The sequence below is a fragment of the Thermostichus sp. MS-CIW-23 genome (assembly GCF_054059455.1).
Window position 1 is genome coordinate 48,485 of the sequence record NZ_JBSSCC010000016.1, and the last position, 16,525, is coordinate 65,009.

The window sequence follows — 16,525 nt, forward strand, 5'->3', positions numbered from 1 at the left end:
ACCGACAGAGCATCTCGACAAAAACAACCTTACTGCTGTTCTTCGCCAGCGCTGGCCTCGTTGTCGCGGGGGGCAGAACGGAAGCGGCGGCCATTGCGAGCACGACTTTTTTGGAACTGTTTGGCATATTCGCGGTTGCGCTCGGCTTTTTCCCGCTTCAGATTGCGTTTTTTGGCCATGCTGGTTTTCCTGACCGGTTGTCCGGACTCAAGTGAAGGTCCTCAGTTTGAAGTGTCAAAGTGAGGCGCTCTTAATCCTATCACGCTTTGCCGAAGCCATCCTGAAGCCCTCTGCTCAGCCGGCTATGGGCAGGGATCCCCACAACAAGACTAGGCCCATCACAACAAACCCCACGCCTGCCAGGGTTTTGATCCAGCGAGGTGGGATCAGGCGGGCCACCCAAGCTCCTGCCCACACCCCAATTAGGCTGGTGCTGATCAAAGCAGCAGCAGCGCCCAAAAAGATTACCCCAGCGTTTTGCGAGCGGGCACTGAGGAGCAGGGTCGCCAATTGGGTTTTATCGCCCATTTCGGCCAGCAGAATCGAGCCAAAGCTCACTAGGGCGGCCCGTCCGGCCATTTGCCGCAGCAAAAAAGACGGGGTTCGGCTGTCGTTGTCTTGGATCAACACGTTCCTCGGTTGTTCTCCACTCTGTCCTGCCGGGTTGGCATCGGCTGCTCAGGGAGGCTAGCCCTCTGGGAGCTTGTTCCCCCGCCACTCCTGCCATAATACATAGCCCCCGATCATCAGGAACCCTGCACCCGCCAACCATTGTAGCCAGCCCGGGGGAATGACTTGGCCCAGACCTTCTCCCAGCACCACGCTGAAAAAACTGGCGGTCACCAAGGCACCGGCGGAACCGAAAAAGATCGCCCAAGGAGATTGGGATTGGGCACTCATGAGCAAGGTTGCCAACTGGGTTTTGTCGCCCATTTCCGCCACAAACACGGTTAAAAAAGTAACAAGCCAGAGCTGCAGCGGGGATCCCTCAGGAAGATTGCTGTCGGAAGAGGGGGGGGTAGTGAGGGGCAGTGCCGTCGGAGGCCCAGTACTGGGGGCGGGAGACAAAGCCAAACTCTCCCTGGCGGGCTTGAAATCCGCAGCGGATCCATCCCCGTAAAGATAGTGCTGCCCAACGGCCAAGAAGCCAAAACAGAGAGCCGAGGACAAGGCAATCAACCCCAAGCCCAGGGCCATTTGCCCCTGCCAAGAACGCGGCGCAGCCATGGCGTCAGATCCTAACCACCGACATGCAGCTTATCCTGTTTTCAGCCGCTTCTGGAGGAGACAAGGGCGCTAGAGTAAACGCTAGAGTAAAAGAATCAGGGGCGTTGGCCGAGCGGTTTAGGCAGCAAACTCATAATTTGCCTTACACAGGTTCGATCCCTGTACGCCCCATGGGGAATTGCTGGACGAGGTTTCTGGGTTGAGGGCTGTTGACAGCGGGCCAAGTCGATCTCAATTCCCAAACTGGGAGGGCGGACATAGGACTGCGTTCCGCTAACGCGACCGAGGTCACTCTGGGCTGAGAGAGAACCGGTTGGGCACAGTTTCAAAGACGCGGGTTCAGCTCCGTGCGGGATCCCGTATCCCCAGAGCGAGGGATCCAACGCTCAGGCAAGGTGGCAGGGGATCCCCATTGGGACTGGAGCTGGCTGAGGAATTGTCCCTGCTGGGTGCGAAAGCCGACCAGATCGGATCCGCCATTCATCAGGGCAAACCAGATGTCCCCCTGCTCGGTTGGCAATACACCCGCCAAGGTGCTGACGCTCCTCAAGGTGCCCGACTTGGCGATCAAGATCCCCGGTAACAGCCGCCGTTCCAACACCCCCACATCCTGGCCGACGACGGCAAAAGCATCGGCAAGAGAGAGCCCCTGCTCCTCCAGAAGAGATTGGATCGCTCGAAGCATAGCTACATTGGCCCGCGGAGAAATGCGGTTTTCCACCCCCAACCCGGAGCCGTTGATCAGTTGCAGCTCTTCTGCCGGGATCCCGGCGATGGCCCGGGCGATTTGGGCCACTTGGTCTGCTCCCCCCACCGCATCGGCCAACATCTCGGCCATGGAATTGTTGCTGTAGAGGTTCATCAGCTTGACCAAGTGAATGAGGGGGGGCGATTCATGTCTGAGCAAAACCTGGGCGGCAGGCGGGATCTGCTGGGCAACCCGTACCGAGCCCAAGATCTCCACCTGCGGTCTGGGTGTGCCGGGGGGTAAGGTTTGAAATTGGGCCTCCGCCTCTGGCGGCCAGCGCCGCCCATCCAGCCCCTGCCGCAACAGGGATCCCGATTGCGCCACATCCCGGGAAAAGTTCATGTAAAAGCGGCCCACCACCACCAGATCCCCGCGCACCTGGCGGATCCCATAGGCATTGAGCAGGTTGCCGACGGAGAAGGCTTCCTCCCAGACAAACAAGGGATCCTCCCCCCCCAGAACCCAGAGATCCTCCTGTAGAACTCCCTCAGCAGTTAAGGGGCCAGTGGCCAGCCAGGTGGTAACAAAGCGGTGCTGCGGGCCAAAGTGCTGCAAAGCGGCCAGGGTCGTTGCCACCTTGGTCAAAGAAGCAGCCGGCAAGGGTGTGGATCCCTGATGCTGTCCCAAAACGAGGATTCTGTCCCGCTGAGGCGAAGGATCCTCCATCTGCAGCCAAACCCCCTGAGCCGCGGGCGAAAACCCCCGACCGGCCAACTGAGCCAGATAGGTTTCCACCTGAGGTTGCAGGGATCCCTGCTCCGTCGCCTGGGAATGGGGAGACAAACCCAGCAACAGAATGGCCGCCGAGAACAGTCCAACCCAGCTGGAAACCAGCTGTCTGCTGGGCCAGCCCCGCAGATGTCGTTCGCGATGGCGGCGCGGTTCCCCTGCCATAGGCATAGCGCGTTTCACGGGAAGCCCCCTCTGAACATCCCAACGGTGGAGGGGACGGATCCCTCAGCTCATCAATTCCCAGCCACCCTCTTCCACGGGCTCCACATCGATGGTGCCGGGGGGCGTTTGCCGATAAAAACGTCCGTCTGCAACAAACAGCGGCTCTCCACAATTGGGGCAAAAGAAATGGCTGCCCTCAATGGCTTGCGATTCCGACCCACACACCGGGCAGCGATCGGTGGTAATCCAGCGGCGCGCCCACCAGCGAAAGGCCAGGAGCACCAATACCGGCAAGGACAGCAAAAACAGCAACAGAGCCACCAATCCGGCGACCAGCCACCCCAGCCCGACACTGGTCAGCAAAGCTGCCAACGCCAGGGATCCCAGCCAGAACCCCCAGCCACCCAGAGAAATGGAATAGGTTTTGGGCTGCTCAAACCGCATTTTCGTTTTCCTTCCCCGATCACTACGCTTGCCAACGCTGTCAGGATGCCGCGGGCCTTTTCTTGAGTATGTTAGCCTAGGCGCGCCCGAACACCAGAAACAGTCCGCCACATGGCTCTGCTCTGTAGGCTAGCTCATCCCGGATGGATGAGGGATTGGGTTTCCCGCACCCTTCCCGAGGCTCTCCCGGCAGCCCATGCGCCTCAGTTGCGTCCCTGTTCTATTGGGCCTCTCCTATTGAGCCTGTCCATTGAGCCTGAACAATGTCTTCAGCAACCAGTCTTCAGCAACCAAGTCGGGTGGCGTCGTCATAAATGAAGTTATTATCAATTACAGAACTTATTGACTGTTACGGCGACGTTGCCCAACAGCGGAGGGGCGGCATCATGGTCTACACCGAAGAGGCGTTCAAGGCAGAGCTCAATGCCAAAGGCTGGCGAGCCACTCGGCAGCGGGAGATCATCCTGCAAACGTTTCAAAACTTGCCTGAGGGCACGCATCTGAGCGCGGAGGAGTTGCACAAAAAGTTGCGGGAAGAAGGCCACAACATTAGCCTTTCCACCATTTACCGCACCGTCAAGCTGATGTCCCGCATGGGCATTTTGCGAGAACTGGAACTGACCGAAGGGCACAAACATTACGAGATCAACCAGCCGGCCCCCCACCACCACCACCATCTGGTGTGCGTCAAGACCAACAAGGTGATCGAGTTCAAAAACAACGCCATTCTTAACATTACTCAGAAGGTGGCCGAAAAGTACGGCTTCAAAGTGTTGGACTGCCAGCTCACCATCATCGGCATCAGCCCGGAGGGGCAGCGCTCGATTTTGTAGTCAAAAGTCCCTAGGGCTCAGGTTCTGAGGCTTTCCCAGCAGGGGAACCGTACTGGGCTGGGGAAGGATGGGGATCCCGTTGACGGGAGGAAATGCCAAAATAGCCCCTGTGAAGTCGAAAGCCATTGACAGTTGAAGCAATAGCTGAGCTTACCCCACCCAATCCGGGAGATGGCTATGAACGAGCAGGAAGTGGTGCAGTGGCTGGAGCAGGCGCTGGCCAATCCCCACCTTAGATTACAGGCCAAAGCCCAACCGCTCCGGGACAGCCCCAAGGCTTATGCCCTTGTCATTATGATCAACCGTCCTGCCGGCCTTTCTCTCAACTACGAGGAGTTGACGGCCTGGTTCCAAAAGGCAATCCCCACTCGTTACCCCCAAGTCAAACGGTTGGCCCTCTACAGCCGCCCCATGGGCCAGCAGGCTGCCGATTGGAAAACTCAGGTGAGGTTGGATCCGGAGCCGACAACGACCAGATGGGATCCCGGGATGGAGTTCTCAGAGAGTCTGGATCTAAGCCGCTACTGCTTTGTCAGCGATCGCCAGTTGCTTACTGCCGACCTTCCTCAGCCGCCTGGTTTGCTCCGCCAGGCGGTTTTGGGTTTTCACGGCCTCACTTCTGGGCAAAAACAGGAGGTTCTGCCCCTCTTGCCCACCTTGTTTCGCAATCCCAGCACCGTCTCGACGGTGATGCTGTCGGTGGAGGCAGCCCTGTGGCTGGAGCCTCTGAAAAGCCTGAATCCTCACGAGCTGCGTCTACTGAGCGTTTGGCTGAGCCGCTATTGCTTCAACCCCAGCCGCACCCTAGCGGAATTGGATCCCGCCACCTCAGGTCTCAAAACCGGACAAACCAAGCGCAGCTACCGCGCCCCTCAGGTGGGGGTTTCGCTAATGTTGGCCAGCTTTGCCGGCAACCTGACGGCGGCCTCAGGTGTGACCCTGAGCCTGATGTTCGGTATGGTGTTTGTGCTTTTCCTGACCGTCTTGGGCAGCTTAGAGGGGGGATTCTCTCTGGGCTCTTTCATCTTCGCCATTCTGCTCACCCTCGCCTTCAATGCCCTGATCTTCTTTTTGTCCCCTTGGCTGATGGACTGGATCCAGCACAGCCTCTATGGCACCGAGTGGGTAAGCTTGGCGGAAATTGGGCGTCGCAGCCCAGAGAGTGCAGAGGTGATTCAACGGGTTTGCCGCCAGTACAAGCTGAAGCAGCCGAAGCTGGGGCTGATCCGCGACCAAAACCCCACTGCTTTTACCTACGGCAGCCTGCCGGACACGGCCCGCATTGTTGTCAGCGAAGGGTTGTTCACCTACTTGGAAGATGAAGAGGTGGCTACGGTCTATGCCCACGAGCTGGGGCATGTGATCCACTGGGATTTCGCCGTCATGACCCTGGCTTCCACGTTGGTGCAGATTCTCTACCTTCTTTACGTCTACATGCGGGATGCGCGCGACAACGGCAAAAGGGGCAGCCTCCGCTCCCTGGCCTTGGTCGCCTACTTTTTCTACGTGGCTGGCTCCTATTTATTGCTCTATCTGTCGCGGGTGCGGGAGTACTTTGCCGACCACTTTGCTGCCGAAACCACCGGCAACCCCAATGGGCTCTCGCGGGCTTTGGTGAAAATTGCCTACGGCATTGTGCAAGAGGGAGAGCGGGAGCGGGATGAGGAAACCCGACAGCGCAGTGCTCGCCTGCTGGAAGGAACGCGGGCTTTGGGGATCTACGATGCCAAGGCGGCTGTTACGGCGGGGACGGCCTACCGGGTGGCGGCGGATCCCGGCCAGGTGGGCAGGGTATTTTTGTGGGATCTGTTTAACCCTTGGGCCTGGTGGATGGAGCTGAACTCCACCCATCCCCTCACGGGCAAACGGGTACGGGCGCTGAGCACCTATGCGGAGCAACTGGATCTGCCGGTGGAATTCGACATGGCCGACGTGGTCGCCCAGGGCAAGCGGCTCAACCGACAGCAGCTCTACGGGAACTTCCTCCTGGATGTGCTGCTGTTGAACGCCGAGTGGCTGGGGGCAATCGCGGGGGCACTGCTCGGGATCCCGGCTTTGCGGATGGGCTTCTATGACATCCTTGCCGGGCTGACCCTGATGGGGGTGGGCTTGGGCCTGCTGCTGAAGATGACGGTGATGTACCCCAGTCTAGAAAACCCGCCGGCGTTGACCGTGCTGAAGGCGATGAGCAATCCCTACGCCAGCCCTCTGCGTGGGCTGCCGATGCAGTTGGAAGGGCGGGTGATTGGGCGAGGGGATCCGGGCTATCGCTTTGGCTCCGATCTCAAGTTCCAGGATAAGACCGGCATGATCTTCCTACGCTATGCTTCCCGCTTTGGGCCGCTGGGCAACTTCCTGTTCGGGGCGTACCAGGCAGGGGGGTTGATCGGCCAAGAGGGATCCGCGGTGGGGTGGTTCCGACGGGGGGTGGCCCCTTACCTGGATCTGGCCCGCTTTCAAAGCCGCCATGGCCAGCTCATCACCAGCTACCATCCCTTCTGGCAGGCTATGTGGGCTGTGCTGTTGTTAGTGGTTGCCCTGCTGGTGATGCTGTTCTAGAGGATCGCGATCCTCAGCAGCGAAGAGCTCGCCTAGGCCATTGGGATTGGCTACTTTTGCCCACCGTTGACGCGGGCGTAGTCGTCGCTGAAGCGGACGATATCATCTTCGCCCAGGTACTGGCCATTTTGCACCTCGATAATCACCAGAGGGATGACGCCGGGGTTTTCCAGACGATGCTTGGTGCAAGGGGGCACATAGGTGGATTGGTTGGCCGTAATGAGCTTTTCTTCGTCTCCGCAGGTGACCTTGGCGGTGCCGGCAACGACGATCCAGTGTTCGCTGCGATGGTAGTGCAACTGCAGGCTAAGGCGATGCTTGGGCAGCACCACGATCCGCTTGATTTTGTAGCCAGGGCCCTCTTCCAGCACTGTAAAGCTGCCCCAAGGCCGACTTTCAGCATTGCTCTCGATCAGCTTGTTGAGGGTTTCGGCAGAGAGGGAAGGCGAAGGTTTTTCCGGTGAAGCCAGATTGGCATTGGGGGTTTCCAGCATGAGATGCTCTCCTTGGGAGGCCTACCTGTAGCTTATCTCAACAACCAACTCGAAGTCTGTTTGTTTATCTTTAGAACCACCAACAGATCGGCTTCAGCTCCTGGGGATCCCCAGCCGGTTCAGGTTTGGTGGGGTAGTGGTTAAAATCCTGTGGAATCATGAAAAAGATTTCTGCTCTGCAAAAAGGCCACTTCCCCATGCGTTCTTCCTCTTCTGTCCCTTCTTACCCGGTTCACATCCATGACCGCCAACGGGACACTCACTATCTAATCCAGGTGCCGGCGGATCAATACATTTTGGCCAGCGCCGAGGCCCAAGGGATCCAACTGCCCTTTGCCTGTCGCAACGGCGCCTGTACCACCTGTGCGGTGCGGGTACGGCGGGGATCCCTGTACCAGCCGGAAGCCATGGGCATTTCGCGGGAGTTGAAGGAGCAGGGGTATGGGCTGCTGTGCGTGGGCTATGCCCGCTCGGAGCTCTGGGTAGAAACCCAAGATGAAGATGAGGTGTACGAGCTGCAATTTGGGCGTTACTTCGGCCAGGGGCGGGTAAGGCCAGGGATCCCCCTTGAGGATGAGTGATGTCTTCTTCGGCACCGGTTTTGTCTCAACAACTGTCGCCGGATCCCTTGCCCTCTCAGCCGAGGGGCTGGCTGCTGGCGGCAGCGGCGCTGATCCCGGTGAATCTGGCCCCCAGCTTGCTGTTGGCTTTGGTGGGAACGATTCAGGGTTATACCCGCTGCGGTGGCCGGATCCTGCGGGATCCTCTATTTGGACTGGCGGCTCTCCTGAGCCTGGCTGTGGTGGGAGTGGCCTTTTGGGGGGAGGATTGGCGACTGAGCCTGCCGGGGATGTTCAACTACTGGCCTTTTTTGTTGATGCTGCCGGCCTTTGCCGATGCGCTGGCCTCTCGCGGTAGCGGGACGGAGTTCCATCCTGTAGGCCGTCGGCGTTTGGCCCAGATGTTGGTGTTGGGCAGCGGGCTGATGCTGCTTTTGGGTTGGGGAGAAGTGCTGTGGGAATGGCAGGGGCACTTCTTCTTGGGGCCGGTTTGGATTACGGGGGTTGCCGGGGGAGAGCGACCGGCGGCAGCCTTCACTTCCCCCAATACGCTGGCCATCTACCTGGTGATCCACCTGTGCTTGGCAGCAGGGCTGTGGCTGGATCAGGCCGACAAAGACTGGCCGAGGGTGGTAGGGCTGGGAGCTGTGTTGGGGCTGGGATCCCTCTTGTTGCTGCTGACGGCCTCTCGCAACGGCTGGGGAGCGGGGGGGCTGGCGCTGGTGATGGGGCTGGCCCTGCGGCGCTGTTGGTGGGGGATCGGGATCTTGGTCGGCATAGGGTTGGCTGGTTTGGCTGCTGCTTGGGATTGGCCGGGCTGGCGGGCCGTAGTGCCCCGATTGATTTGGAGCCGTCTGGCAGACACCTTCGATCCTCAAGCGCTCTACTTTAGTTCCACCGCTAACCGGCTGGATGCCTGGCAATTCGCCCTGCAGATGGTGCAGGAGCGGCCCTTGACCGGTTGGGGCTGGCAAAGCTTTGCCGCTCTTTACAATGCTCAAGATCCGCCGGAGCTGCTGGGCCATTGCCACAATTTGTACCTGCACCTGGCGGCTGAGGGTGGGATCCCGCTGTTGTTGGGCCACCTGATCCTGTGGGGTTGGATTTTGGCGCGGGGATGGCATGCTTGGCGGCGCTCGCAAGAAAGTGTCCTGCTGGGGATGCTGCTGGCCTTGACAGCGTTTTTTGCCTCAGGGCTTTTGGATGTGGTGATGTTGGATGGCCGCATTCACCTGCTGGTAACCTTACTCTTGGGGGCAGTTTGGGGAGCCAGCCTTGAGCGGCAAAGGGACTCCATCTCCGGCAAAGAGCAAGCCCAGAGAGGTTACCGTTGAGTGCTGCAATGGGATATCCCTTAGCTGGCAGTGAGCCCGGAGTCCATCAGTTGCTCACCGATTTTTGCGACGCGGAAGCAAGCTACAGCCAAGGGGCAGTTTACCTGTAGAGGGTCTTTGCGGTGAACCTGTACCGAGATGTGCTGTGGCCTCTGCTTTTTTCTGGGCTGAGAGCCGACCCGGAAGCGGTCAAGATGGGCCTGCTGCGCGCCTTGCATTGGATCGATGCCACCCAGGCCACCGGGATCCTATCGGCTCTGGAGCGACTGTTTTGCTACCGGGATCCCCGGCTATCGGTGTCGCTGTGGGGCCTTACCTTTCCCAATCCCCTTGGATTGGCTGCGGGCTTCGACAAAGATGGCCTGGCTCTGGGCGTCTGGCCCAGCCTAGGATTTGGTTTTGTAGAGGTGGGCACCATCACTCCTCAGCCCCAACCGGGCAACCCCAAACCTCGCCTGTTTCAACTGCCCCAAGATCGCGCCGCCCTCAACCGCATGGGCTTTAACAACCAAGGGGCGGCGGCTCTGGCGGAACGGTTGCGCCGGCTACAGCAACGTCCCATCCCCATTGGAATTAACCTGGGCAAAGCCAAAATCACCCCTCTGGAAGAAGCGGCTGCCGATTACCTGGCCAGCTTCCAGCTGCTCCAGGAGCTGGGGGACTACTTTGTGGTCAACGTCAGCTCCCCCAACACGCCGGGGCTGCGATCCCTGCAGGCTGCTGAGCAACTGGAGCCCATCCTATCTGCCTTACAGCAGGAAAATCAGAAGCGAAAACCCCTCCTGGTGAAGATCGCCCCCGATCTGGACTGGCCCGACATTGACAGCATCCTGGAGCTGGCCCAAGACCATCAACTGGCCGGGATTGTGGCCACCAACACCACCCTGCGCCGCGATAACCTGAAAACCCGTTTCCTGCCTGGCCGCGGGATCCCCTTCGCACCAGCGGAGTCTAGGCCAATCCTTGCAGAAGCCGGCGGGATCAGCGGTGCCCCCTTGCGGGAGCGTTCCACCCAAGTCATCCGCTACATCCACCGCTCCACCCAAGGAAAATTGCCCATCATCGGAGTGGGGGGCATCTTCACTTTGGCCGACGCCTTGGAGAAACTGGAAGCGGGAGCCAGCCTGCTGCAGGTCTACACCGGCTGGGTTTACGAAGGGCCGGGTATGGTGCCGCAATTGCTCCGAGGCCTAGCCCGCTCTTCTCCCCCCAGCCCTGATGTTACACTTCCCCCAGAGAATACCCCTGTGGGTCAGATCCAGGCGTAAGATCGTTAGGGATCCCTGAGGAAGCTTGCCGGTGAACCTGCTGCAACACCTCTTCAAAACCCCCCATCCGGTCATTGGGGTGGTTCATTTGTTGCCGCTGCCCACCTCACCCCGTTGGGGGGGGGACTTGGAGTGGGTGATCGCTCAGGCAGAACAGGCGGCTACCGCCCTGGCTGCAGGAGGGGTAGACGGGATCCTCGTCGAGAACTTTTACGATGCCCCCTTTGCCAAGGATCGGGTGGACGCAGCGGTGGTCAGCGCCATGACCGTCATCGTCCAGCGGCTGAAAACCTTGGTCTCGCTGCCGGTTGGGATCAATGTCTTGCGCAACGATGGCTGCAGTGCTCTGGCAATTGCCGCCTGCGTGGGAGCGCAGTTCATCCGGGTGAATGTGCTCTGCGGGGCGATGGTGACCGACCAAGGCATCATTGAGGGGAATGCCCACCGCCTGCTGCGCTATCGCCGGGAGCTGGGGGCTAACATCAAGATTTTCGCCGATGTGCTGGTGAAACACGCCCAACCCCTAGGTCCCATCAGTCTGGATGCGGCCATCACCGACACGGTGGAACGTGGCCTGGCCGATGCCATCATCCTTTCCGGCTGGGCCACCGGCAAGCCACCCCTTCTGGAGGAGCTGGAGCTGGCCCGCAAAGTTGCTCCTCAGGTGCCGCTGCTCATCGGCTCGGGGGCTACTGCTGAAAACATCGGCAGCCTGATCCGGCGGGCAGATGGCGTGATTGTGGCCAGTTCTCTGAAGCGGTCTTCCCGTTCCGCAGGCATGCCGGCAGGCTATTCGGATCCCTTTCCCATGATCGACCCGATTCGGGTGCGGCAGTTTGTGGAAGCACTGCACCTTGCGCTCCGTGAGCGGGCCTCCAACCATGCTTGTCTGGCTGCTCCCGGCTCTGGTTCCAACTAGCCGTTGGCGCTAGGATTGGGATCTGGCTGCAATGGAGCGCTCCTCTTTAGACTATGTCATCAGACTATGTCATCCCTTGATCTGGAGGGCTTGGATTCTGTATACCACCCTTCTGGTTCGGCTCTTGGGCCTGCAGAAGAAGCCTTTTGGAGCTCTGTTCCGGCTCGCACCCCCCGCATTTGGGTTGTCGATGATGACCCAGTGGTTCGTTGCTACATTATCAATGTTCTCACAGGCTCCCAGTACTACGTGGAAAGCTGGGAAAGCGGCCGAGCAGCTTGGGATTCCTTGCAAAGCTTGGAAGAGAGCGAGTGGCCCGACATGGTGATCTGCGATTGGGTCATGCCTGAGATGTCGGGGGTAGAGTTCTGTCGCCGTCTCAAGGGATCCGCCGCAGGGCAGTTCGTCTATTTCATTTTGCTCACGTCCCGTTCTGAAGTTGAGGCTCGGGTAGAGGGGCTGGATGCGGGGGCGGATGAATTCATCACCAAGCCGGTCGATCCTGAGGAGCTGCGAGCGCGGGTGCGGGCAGGGTTACGTCTCCAGCGGCTCACCCAAGCTTTGGCCCAGGCCAACCGGCAGTTGCGAGCCCGCAACGAGTTGTTGGAGTCTTTGTCTTTGACGGATCCCTTGACCGGGGCGTTGAACCGGCGAGCTCTGGATCAGGCGCTGCCCCATTTGCTCAAGCAGGTGGGAGCCCGCGGGGAAGCTCGCTACCGCTATCTCTGCCTGCTGATGATGGATGTAGATCACTTTAAGCAAATCAACGACAGCTACGGCCACTACATCGGCGACTGTGTGCTGCAGGCCATCGTCGGGCGGCTGCAAAATCAACTGCGGCCCTCCAGCCTGCTCTACCGCTATGGTGGGGAAGAATTTGTTTGCCTTACGCCCGGACTTAGCCCCTCTCGCTGTGGTCGCTACGCAGAGTCTCTGCGGCAGGCTATCGCCAAACGGCCCATTGACATCTCCCCCAAGCGCAGCTTGCCGGTTACCCTCAGCATTGGTGGGATCGTGCTCAGCGAAGACTACTGCCCAGAACCGGAAACCGCCTTGCAGCAGGCGGATAGCGCGCTCTACCAGGCCAAGCAGGCAGGGCGCAACCGAGTTCACATCCTCACCCCAACCCCAGAGGTTTATCTGCCCTGATACATTTACGCTGAACACTGCTGAACATCACTGTTCAACTATGCAGCGATAGCATTCTGTTTGTTTCCATTCGCGTTAGCGGGACGGAGTCCAAACAGAATGGCGGTATCCCGCAAAGCTTTGAGTAGAATACCCAAAGCGCAGTTTCCGTGTCGTCTTACTACCAATTTTCTGCTTTGCTTTGGCTACCATGTTGGCAGACTCGAAAGTAAACAGAAAGATCAACTGGTAGTAATCCGTACTGAACATATTATACATTATTTTCAGTATAGTTGAGCTTGTTATTGACTAGAGTCATGCTCTTCCAGCGGATAGCCAGAGGCCACCGCCAAGGCTTCCAGAGAGCGAACGCCTGTGTAGGTGCGGCCATTGATGATCCAGGTGGGATAGCTGGTGATCCCCGCTTCTGTGCATTCTTGAGCTTGGGGAGTGCCGGGGCCGTTGGGGGAGCACTCCACGTAGGGCACTTGCTCAAAAGCCGATCCGAACAGCTCCTTTTGGTCTTGACAATGGGGGCACCAATAGGCCCCGTACATAGTGCCGCCGATCTGCCGCAGGTGGGCTGCTAACCCTACCGCCAGGGGGCTAGGCGGGGGAACTTGGTTGGCGTACACCCCAATCGTGGTCACCAACGTGAGAAAGGCCACCAGAATGTAGCTGAAGGCCAGCTTGCCCCAATCCAACCAGCGGTGGCCCAGCACGGTCACCAGCCCCAGCCCCGCCACCAAGATAATCGCGGTGGTGCAGTACATGCAGAATTGCCGTAGCACTGCCACCATCAGGTAAAGCATGTACATCTCAAAGGCGGTCATGGCGGAAACCAAGCCAAACAGGGCCGGCCAGCGCCACCGCTTCACCAATGGGAGCCCATCCGGCAGCACCGCCAGCGCCAAGACTCCCAGAAACCCCAGCAGGCCAACAGCCGCTGTCGGGATCCCCAAAAACTCTGCCCAACGGCTGGAGAGCACCAGATCACACCCCCCATCCCCCGTGCAGAAGGCAGCGGGCTGCTCCGTCAGCTTGGTGTAGGTGAGATAGGCCGTCAGCAGGGATCCCAGGCTGGCCAAGATCGCCAAGATCAGACGGGAATGGCGCTGCAGCCAGGTCTCTTCTTGGGCTTTAAGTTTGAGATAAGAAGCCATGGAGTTGCAGGGGTTTCAGCAGTTGGACACCCCCGATTATAGTGGGGTGGAGCTGGGCTCGTCCGTGGGATCCGACGCAGAAGAGCGCACCTGGGCGGCAAACCTGTCTCCCAGCGGATCCAGCTCCCATAGGGATCCCAGTTTGGAGTCGGAGATAGGCCGGTCGCAGAGGCCCCAACGGCGGCGGAAGTAACGGGCCAGATCTTTTTCTGCCAGGGCCAGGTAGACCGGGCGACCATGAGGGCAAGTGTGGGGATTGGCGGTGCGCTGCCAAGCTTCCAACAGCTTTTGCATCTGCTCCAAGGTCAGCGGGATCCCATTGCGCAAGGCCCCTCGACAGGCCACCGCCACCTGGGCTGCTTGCACATCTTGACAACGGCTGAGCTCTAGCAGGGATCCCTGCACCTCTTCTGGATCTTCCGACTCCAAAGCCAAAGGGAGGCGTCGAATGAGATGGGTATTGGGGCCGAAGGGTTCCGGCTCCAGCCCCAACTGCTCCAACCGCTCCAGGGCTTGGGGCGATAGTCCTTGCAGCGTTACGGGCGTCGCCGGTGCCACCAGTTGCCAATGCTGCTGGATGTACTCATAGCGAACTCGCTCGTGGGCCAGGTGTTGCTCCACCAGCCATAACCCCTGGGGGTGCTCTGCCAAGATGTAGGTCCGATGCAGTTGGGCCAGCGCCTTGAGGGGGGGCAGGAGAGAAGTTGGGCGGTCAGAGGGAGGAAAACGGCTCTGGAGATCGGGCGAGACTCGATAGACCACCTTGGCCTCGCTGGCCCGGATCAGATGCACAGAGCGGCGGCTGGCTTGCCCGGATCCCAATTGCAGAAGGGAGTGCAGGTGTTGGCGCAACTGCTCCTGGCGGGCCGTCAGATTCTCCAGGTAGAGCTCGCTTTTGGCAGGATGACGGTTCCAATCCACCTGCTCTGGGGGCAGGCGCAGGTGAACAACCACCAGTGGATGACGGTGGCGAGGCAACGCGTGGTGAAAAACCGACTGGATCAGCCGTTGCCAGTCGGGCATCTGCACAAACCGTCCGTTTACGGCCACACGGATCCAATCGGGGTGGGGGCGATGCAGGCGATCCGGCAGGCCCAGCACCACTTCCCAATCGCTATCCCCATCCTGGATCCGCCGATAGCGCAGATCCGTGGGATCCACCTGCGGCAACACCTGCAGCAGCAGATCTTGCAGAGATTTTCCCGGCCAGAGGCTGAGCAGCAATTGCCCTTCCTGATGCACCTGCCAACTGACCCAAGGATGGGCCAAGGCCGCATTCTGCACCAGCGTCAAGAGCGGGCGAGTCTGGGGCAGGGAGCAGCGGCGCAAGGGCCAATCGGCAAACAAATCCGCCACCGTCACCACCGTTCCCAAGGCAGTGGCTGCCGGCTGCTGGTGGGCCAGCTCCCCTTGGCGGTCGTAGGTGGCCAGCCAGCCGTGGGCATCGTCAGCGTGGCGGGTCTGAATGGTCAGGGATCCCAGCCGGGCCAGGCTGTGCAAGGCTTCGCCCCGAAACCCCAGGCTGCAACCGTCCAACTTGCTGGTGGTGTGGCGACGGGCCACCTGCTCCAGCTCCGAAGCGGGGATCCCTTGGCCGTTATCGGCCACCCGCACCTGCCAGCGGCTGGGCCAGATCTCCACCTGAATGCGGGTGGCCTGAGCATCGAGGGCATTTTCCAGCAATTCTCGCAGAGCAGCCCCCAGCGAGTCGATCACCTCTCCCGCGGCCATCTGGGCGATCCGCTCTGGGTTCAGGGGTTGGATTTTGGACATGGAGTGAGTTGAGAAAGCAGACTCTCTTCCTGCCAGCTTGTCGCCAAAAGGCCAACAGCGCCGAGCTTTAGCTTAGCTCTCTCCCTCTGTTGCCAGTGGACAGCGCCTTGCCAATGGTTTTCATTAACTTCAAGGCTCCCCTCAGGCCAAGTGAAGGATTGAGGTTCCGCCTTCCTGCCCATCGGTAACCGCCAAGAACTTCGAGAAACTTCGAGAACAAGAGAGCTGAGCGGGTGGCCAGTCATAAGGAAACCTTAAAATCCCAAGGCCAGCCATCAGCCTCTACTAGGATTTAAATAGTAAAATTTCTCATTAAGGAGGAGATTATGGCAGCACAGCAAGCTCCGGCCCGAGAGCTATTCAAGGAGGCTTTTGAGAATCGCTACACCTGGGACAAAGACTTTCCTGGCTACCGAGCTGAGATAACCTACTTTCCCAAAGAAGGTGACAGCAGCCTCTCCTTCTCAGGAGTTGTGAGTATTGACCGCAACATGAAGATCGATGTTGCCGGCGTCGAGGACGAGGAGATCCGCCAGAAAATACGGGAACAGATGTGGGAAGTCATGGTGCATCGCGTTCGTCATTCCTTCGACGAGGAACACGGTGGCCACACCTTTGCCTATGGAGAGCCACAAAATTCAGACATCACTGAAGTTCTTGTTTCGGGCTTATCTTCTACCGATAGGTACTGGGTTCAGGGCAAGCACATTCAAATGGTACATCGCCATCTTGCCAATCGGACAATTACAGTCTCAGTTCAAGAGTTTTACGATACAGGTGAGGGCTACCTACCCACTCACTACACTGCTGAGTATTGTAGCCCAGGAACTGGAGAAAAAACTCAAGCAAAGATGATCTACGAAGATCGTTATCAAAAAATAGGTCGGTATTGGATTCTGGTTGAGAGAAGAATTTGGGAAGAGCAGGATGGCCAAAAAAGTTCATCCCCTCAACTTTTCCTCTTCTCTAATATTCGATTTTTCGAATAGCTGAGAAAAATAAGTTTTTCTTTGCGGCTGTGGGCATCTCTCATTATAGAAGGTGATGAGGTGCTCACAGCCAAGCTCAAAACAGATGGCCACAGGGTACAGCCTGTTAAGGGCTCAAGGGGTACAATAGCAGCACTTAGCAAACCAACTTCGGAAGGAGGATGGATTGATCAGTAGTAAAGAAGTCTTCAC

General features: G+C 58.9%; 16 protein-coding genes and 1 tRNA gene. 9 read left to right on the forward strand and 8 right to left on the reverse strand.

The features are described from left to right. Window positions 1-29: 29 nt before the first annotated feature. From ACVW0B_RS07560 to ACVW0B_RS07570, 3 genes are all read right to left on the reverse strand, one after another. Window positions 30-179 (reverse strand): hypothetical protein, encoded by a 150-nt coding sequence (locus ACVW0B_RS07560; protein ID WP_011433860.1) that lies wholly within the window; start codon window positions 177-179, stop codon window positions 30-32. Between the two features lie 115 nt (window positions 180-294). After that, entirely contained in the window at window positions 295-630 is a 336-nt protein-coding gene (locus tag ACVW0B_RS07565; protein WP_011433859.1) for a TMEM165/GDT1 family protein, read from the reverse strand. Between the two features lie 57 nt (window positions 631-687). Next, window positions 688-1,227, reverse strand: a complete 540-nt coding sequence (locus ACVW0B_RS07570; protein WP_457491349.1) for a TMEM165/GDT1 family protein — start codon at window positions 1,225-1,227, stop codon at window positions 688-690. Window positions 1,228-1,325: 98 nt separating this feature from the next. Here ACVW0B_RS07570 and ACVW0B_RS07575 point away from each other — a divergent pair. After that, a tRNA-Ile gene (locus tag ACVW0B_RS07575) sits at window positions 1,326-1,398 on the forward strand. Between the two features lie 154 nt (window positions 1,399-1,552). Here the strand turns inward: ACVW0B_RS07575 and ACVW0B_RS07580 are convergent. Continuing rightward, window positions 1,553-2,887 carry a D-alanyl-D-alanine carboxypeptidase gene (locus ACVW0B_RS07580; protein ID WP_457491350.1) on the reverse strand — a complete coding sequence of 445 codons (1,335 nt, stop codon included), beginning with the start codon at window positions 2,885-2,887 and terminating at the stop codon, window positions 1,553-1,555. A gap of 45 nt (window positions 2,888-2,932) precedes the next feature. Then, entirely contained in the window at window positions 2,933-3,313 is a 381-nt protein-coding gene (locus ACVW0B_RS07585) for a hypothetical protein (RefSeq protein ID WP_457491351.1), read from the reverse strand. Between the two features lie 386 nt (window positions 3,314-3,699). Here ACVW0B_RS07585 and ACVW0B_RS07590 point away from each other — a divergent pair, with 386 nt between their 5' ends. Continuing rightward, window positions 3,700-4,146: a Fur family transcriptional regulator gene (locus tag ACVW0B_RS07590; protein WP_011433855.1), complete on the forward strand. Its 447-nt coding sequence runs from the start codon at window positions 3,700-3,702 to the stop codon at window positions 4,144-4,146. 177 nt (window positions 4,147-4,323) lie between these two features. After that, window positions 4,324-6,705, forward strand: coding sequence for a M48 family metalloprotease (locus tag ACVW0B_RS07595; protein WP_457491352.1), 2,382 nt, complete (start codon window positions 4,324-4,326; stop codon window positions 6,703-6,705). Between the two features lie 50 nt (window positions 6,706-6,755). Here the strand turns inward: ACVW0B_RS07595 and ACVW0B_RS07600 are convergent, their stop codons facing one another. Next, window positions 6,756-7,199, reverse strand: a complete 444-nt coding sequence (locus ACVW0B_RS07600) for a phosphomannose isomerase type II C-terminal cupin domain (protein WP_011433853.1) — start codon at window positions 7,197-7,199, stop codon at window positions 6,756-6,758. Window positions 7,200-7,396: 197 nt separating this feature from the next. Here ACVW0B_RS07600 and ACVW0B_RS07605 point away from each other — a divergent pair, with 197 nt between their 5' ends. The 5 genes from ACVW0B_RS07605 to ACVW0B_RS07625 all read left to right on the forward strand — a co-directional run bounded on the left by ACVW0B_RS07605 (window position 7,397) and on the right by ACVW0B_RS07625 (window position 12,429). Then, window positions 7,397-7,780, forward strand: a complete 384-nt coding sequence (locus ACVW0B_RS07605) for a 2Fe-2S iron-sulfur cluster-binding protein (protein WP_414350989.1) — start codon at window positions 7,397-7,399, stop codon at window positions 7,778-7,780. Next, complete coding sequence (locus ACVW0B_RS07610; protein WP_457491353.1) at window positions 7,780-9,093, forward strand: O-antigen ligase family protein; 1,314 nt, start codon at window positions 7,780-7,782, stop codon at window positions 9,091-9,093. Before ACVW0B_RS07605 ends, ACVW0B_RS07610 begins: the two co-directional genes overlap by 1 nt. A gap of 122 nt (window positions 9,094-9,215) precedes the next feature. Beyond that, entirely contained in the window at window positions 9,216-10,361 is a 1,146-nt protein-coding gene (locus ACVW0B_RS07615; protein ID WP_457491354.1) for a quinone-dependent dihydroorotate dehydrogenase, read from the forward strand. Window positions 10,362-10,392: 31 nt separating this feature from the next. After that, window positions 10,393-11,280 (forward strand): photosystem I biogenesis protein BtpA, encoded by an 888-nt coding sequence (gene btpA / locus ACVW0B_RS07620; protein ID WP_414419423.1) that lies wholly within the window; start codon window positions 10,393-10,395, stop codon window positions 11,278-11,280. A gap of 66 nt (window positions 11,281-11,346) precedes the next feature. Further along, complete coding sequence (locus ACVW0B_RS07625; RefSeq protein WP_457491355.1) at window positions 11,347-12,429, forward strand: diguanylate cyclase; 1,083 nt, start codon at window positions 11,347-11,349, stop codon at window positions 12,427-12,429. Window positions 12,430-12,710: 281 nt separating this feature from the next. Here the strand turns inward: ACVW0B_RS07625 and ACVW0B_RS07630 are convergent, their stop codons facing one another. Together ACVW0B_RS07630 and mutL are read right to left on the reverse strand one after the other, a co-directional pair. Beyond that, window positions 12,711-13,571 carry a vitamin K epoxide reductase family protein gene (locus ACVW0B_RS07630; RefSeq protein ID WP_457491356.1) on the reverse strand — a complete coding sequence of 287 codons (861 nt, stop codon included), beginning with the start codon at window positions 13,569-13,571 and terminating at the stop codon, window positions 12,711-12,713. Window positions 13,572-13,607: 36 nt separating this feature from the next. Further along, a complete protein-coding gene (gene mutL, locus ACVW0B_RS07635) occupies window positions 13,608-15,344 on the reverse strand; it encodes a DNA mismatch repair endonuclease MutL (protein ID WP_457491357.1) in 1,737 nt (578 codons plus the stop codon). Window positions 15,345-15,670: 326 nt separating this feature from the next. On the opposite strand from mutL, the gene ACVW0B_RS07640 reads away from it, so the two are divergent. Then, window positions 15,671-16,333, forward strand: a complete 663-nt coding sequence (locus ACVW0B_RS07640) for a DUF3386 domain-containing protein (protein WP_011431401.1) — start codon at window positions 15,671-15,673, stop codon at window positions 16,331-16,333. The last annotated feature ends 192 nt before the right edge of the window (window positions 16,334-16,525 follow it).

What these genes read in the sequence shown, in the direction of transcription:
- ACVW0B_RS07610 (WP_457491353.1), top strand. Translation starts at nt 7,780, where the DNA reads ATGTCTTCTTCGGCACCGGTTTTGTCTCAACAACTGTCGCCGGATCCC.
- ACVW0B_RS07570 (WP_457491349.1), bottom strand. Translation starts at nt 1,227, where the DNA reads ATGGCTGCGCCGCGTTCTTGGCAGGGGCAAATGGCCCTGGGCTTGGGG.
- ACVW0B_RS07640 (WP_011431401.1), top strand. Translation starts at nt 15,671, where the DNA reads ATGGCAGCACAGCAAGCTCCGGCCCGAGAGCTATTCAAGGAGGCTTTT.
- ACVW0B_RS07595 (WP_457491352.1), top strand. Translation starts at nt 4,324, where the DNA reads ATGAACGAGCAGGAAGTGGTGCAGTGGCTGGAGCAGGCGCTGGCCAAT.
- ACVW0B_RS07605 (WP_414350989.1), top strand. Translation starts at nt 7,397, where the DNA reads ATGCGTTCTTCCTCTTCTGTCCCTTCTTACCCGGTTCACATCCATGAC.
- ACVW0B_RS07630 (WP_457491356.1), bottom strand. Translation starts at nt 13,571, where the DNA reads ATGGCTTCTTATCTCAAACTTAAAGCCCAAGAAGAGACCTGGCTGCAG.
- mutL (WP_457491357.1), bottom strand. Translation starts at nt 15,344, where the DNA reads ATGTCCAAAATCCAACCCCTGAACCCAGAGCGGATCGCCCAGATGGCC.
- ACVW0B_RS07560 (WP_011433860.1), bottom strand. Translation starts at nt 179, where the DNA reads ATGGCCAAAAAACGCAATCTGAAGCGGGAAAAAGCCGAGCGCAACCGC.
- ACVW0B_RS07625 (WP_457491355.1), top strand. Translation starts at nt 11,347, where the DNA reads ATGTCATCCCTTGATCTGGAGGGCTTGGATTCTGTATACCACCCTTCT.
- ACVW0B_RS07585 (WP_457491351.1), bottom strand. Translation starts at nt 3,313, where the DNA reads ATGCGGTTTGAGCAGCCCAAAACCTATTCCATTTCTCTGGGTGGCTGG.
- ACVW0B_RS07590 (WP_011433855.1), top strand. Translation starts at nt 3,700, where the DNA reads ATGGTCTACACCGAAGAGGCGTTCAAGGCAGAGCTCAATGCCAAAGGC.
- ACVW0B_RS07600 (WP_011433853.1), bottom strand. Translation starts at nt 7,199, where the DNA reads ATGCTGGAAACCCCCAATGCCAATCTGGCTTCACCGGAAAAACCTTCG.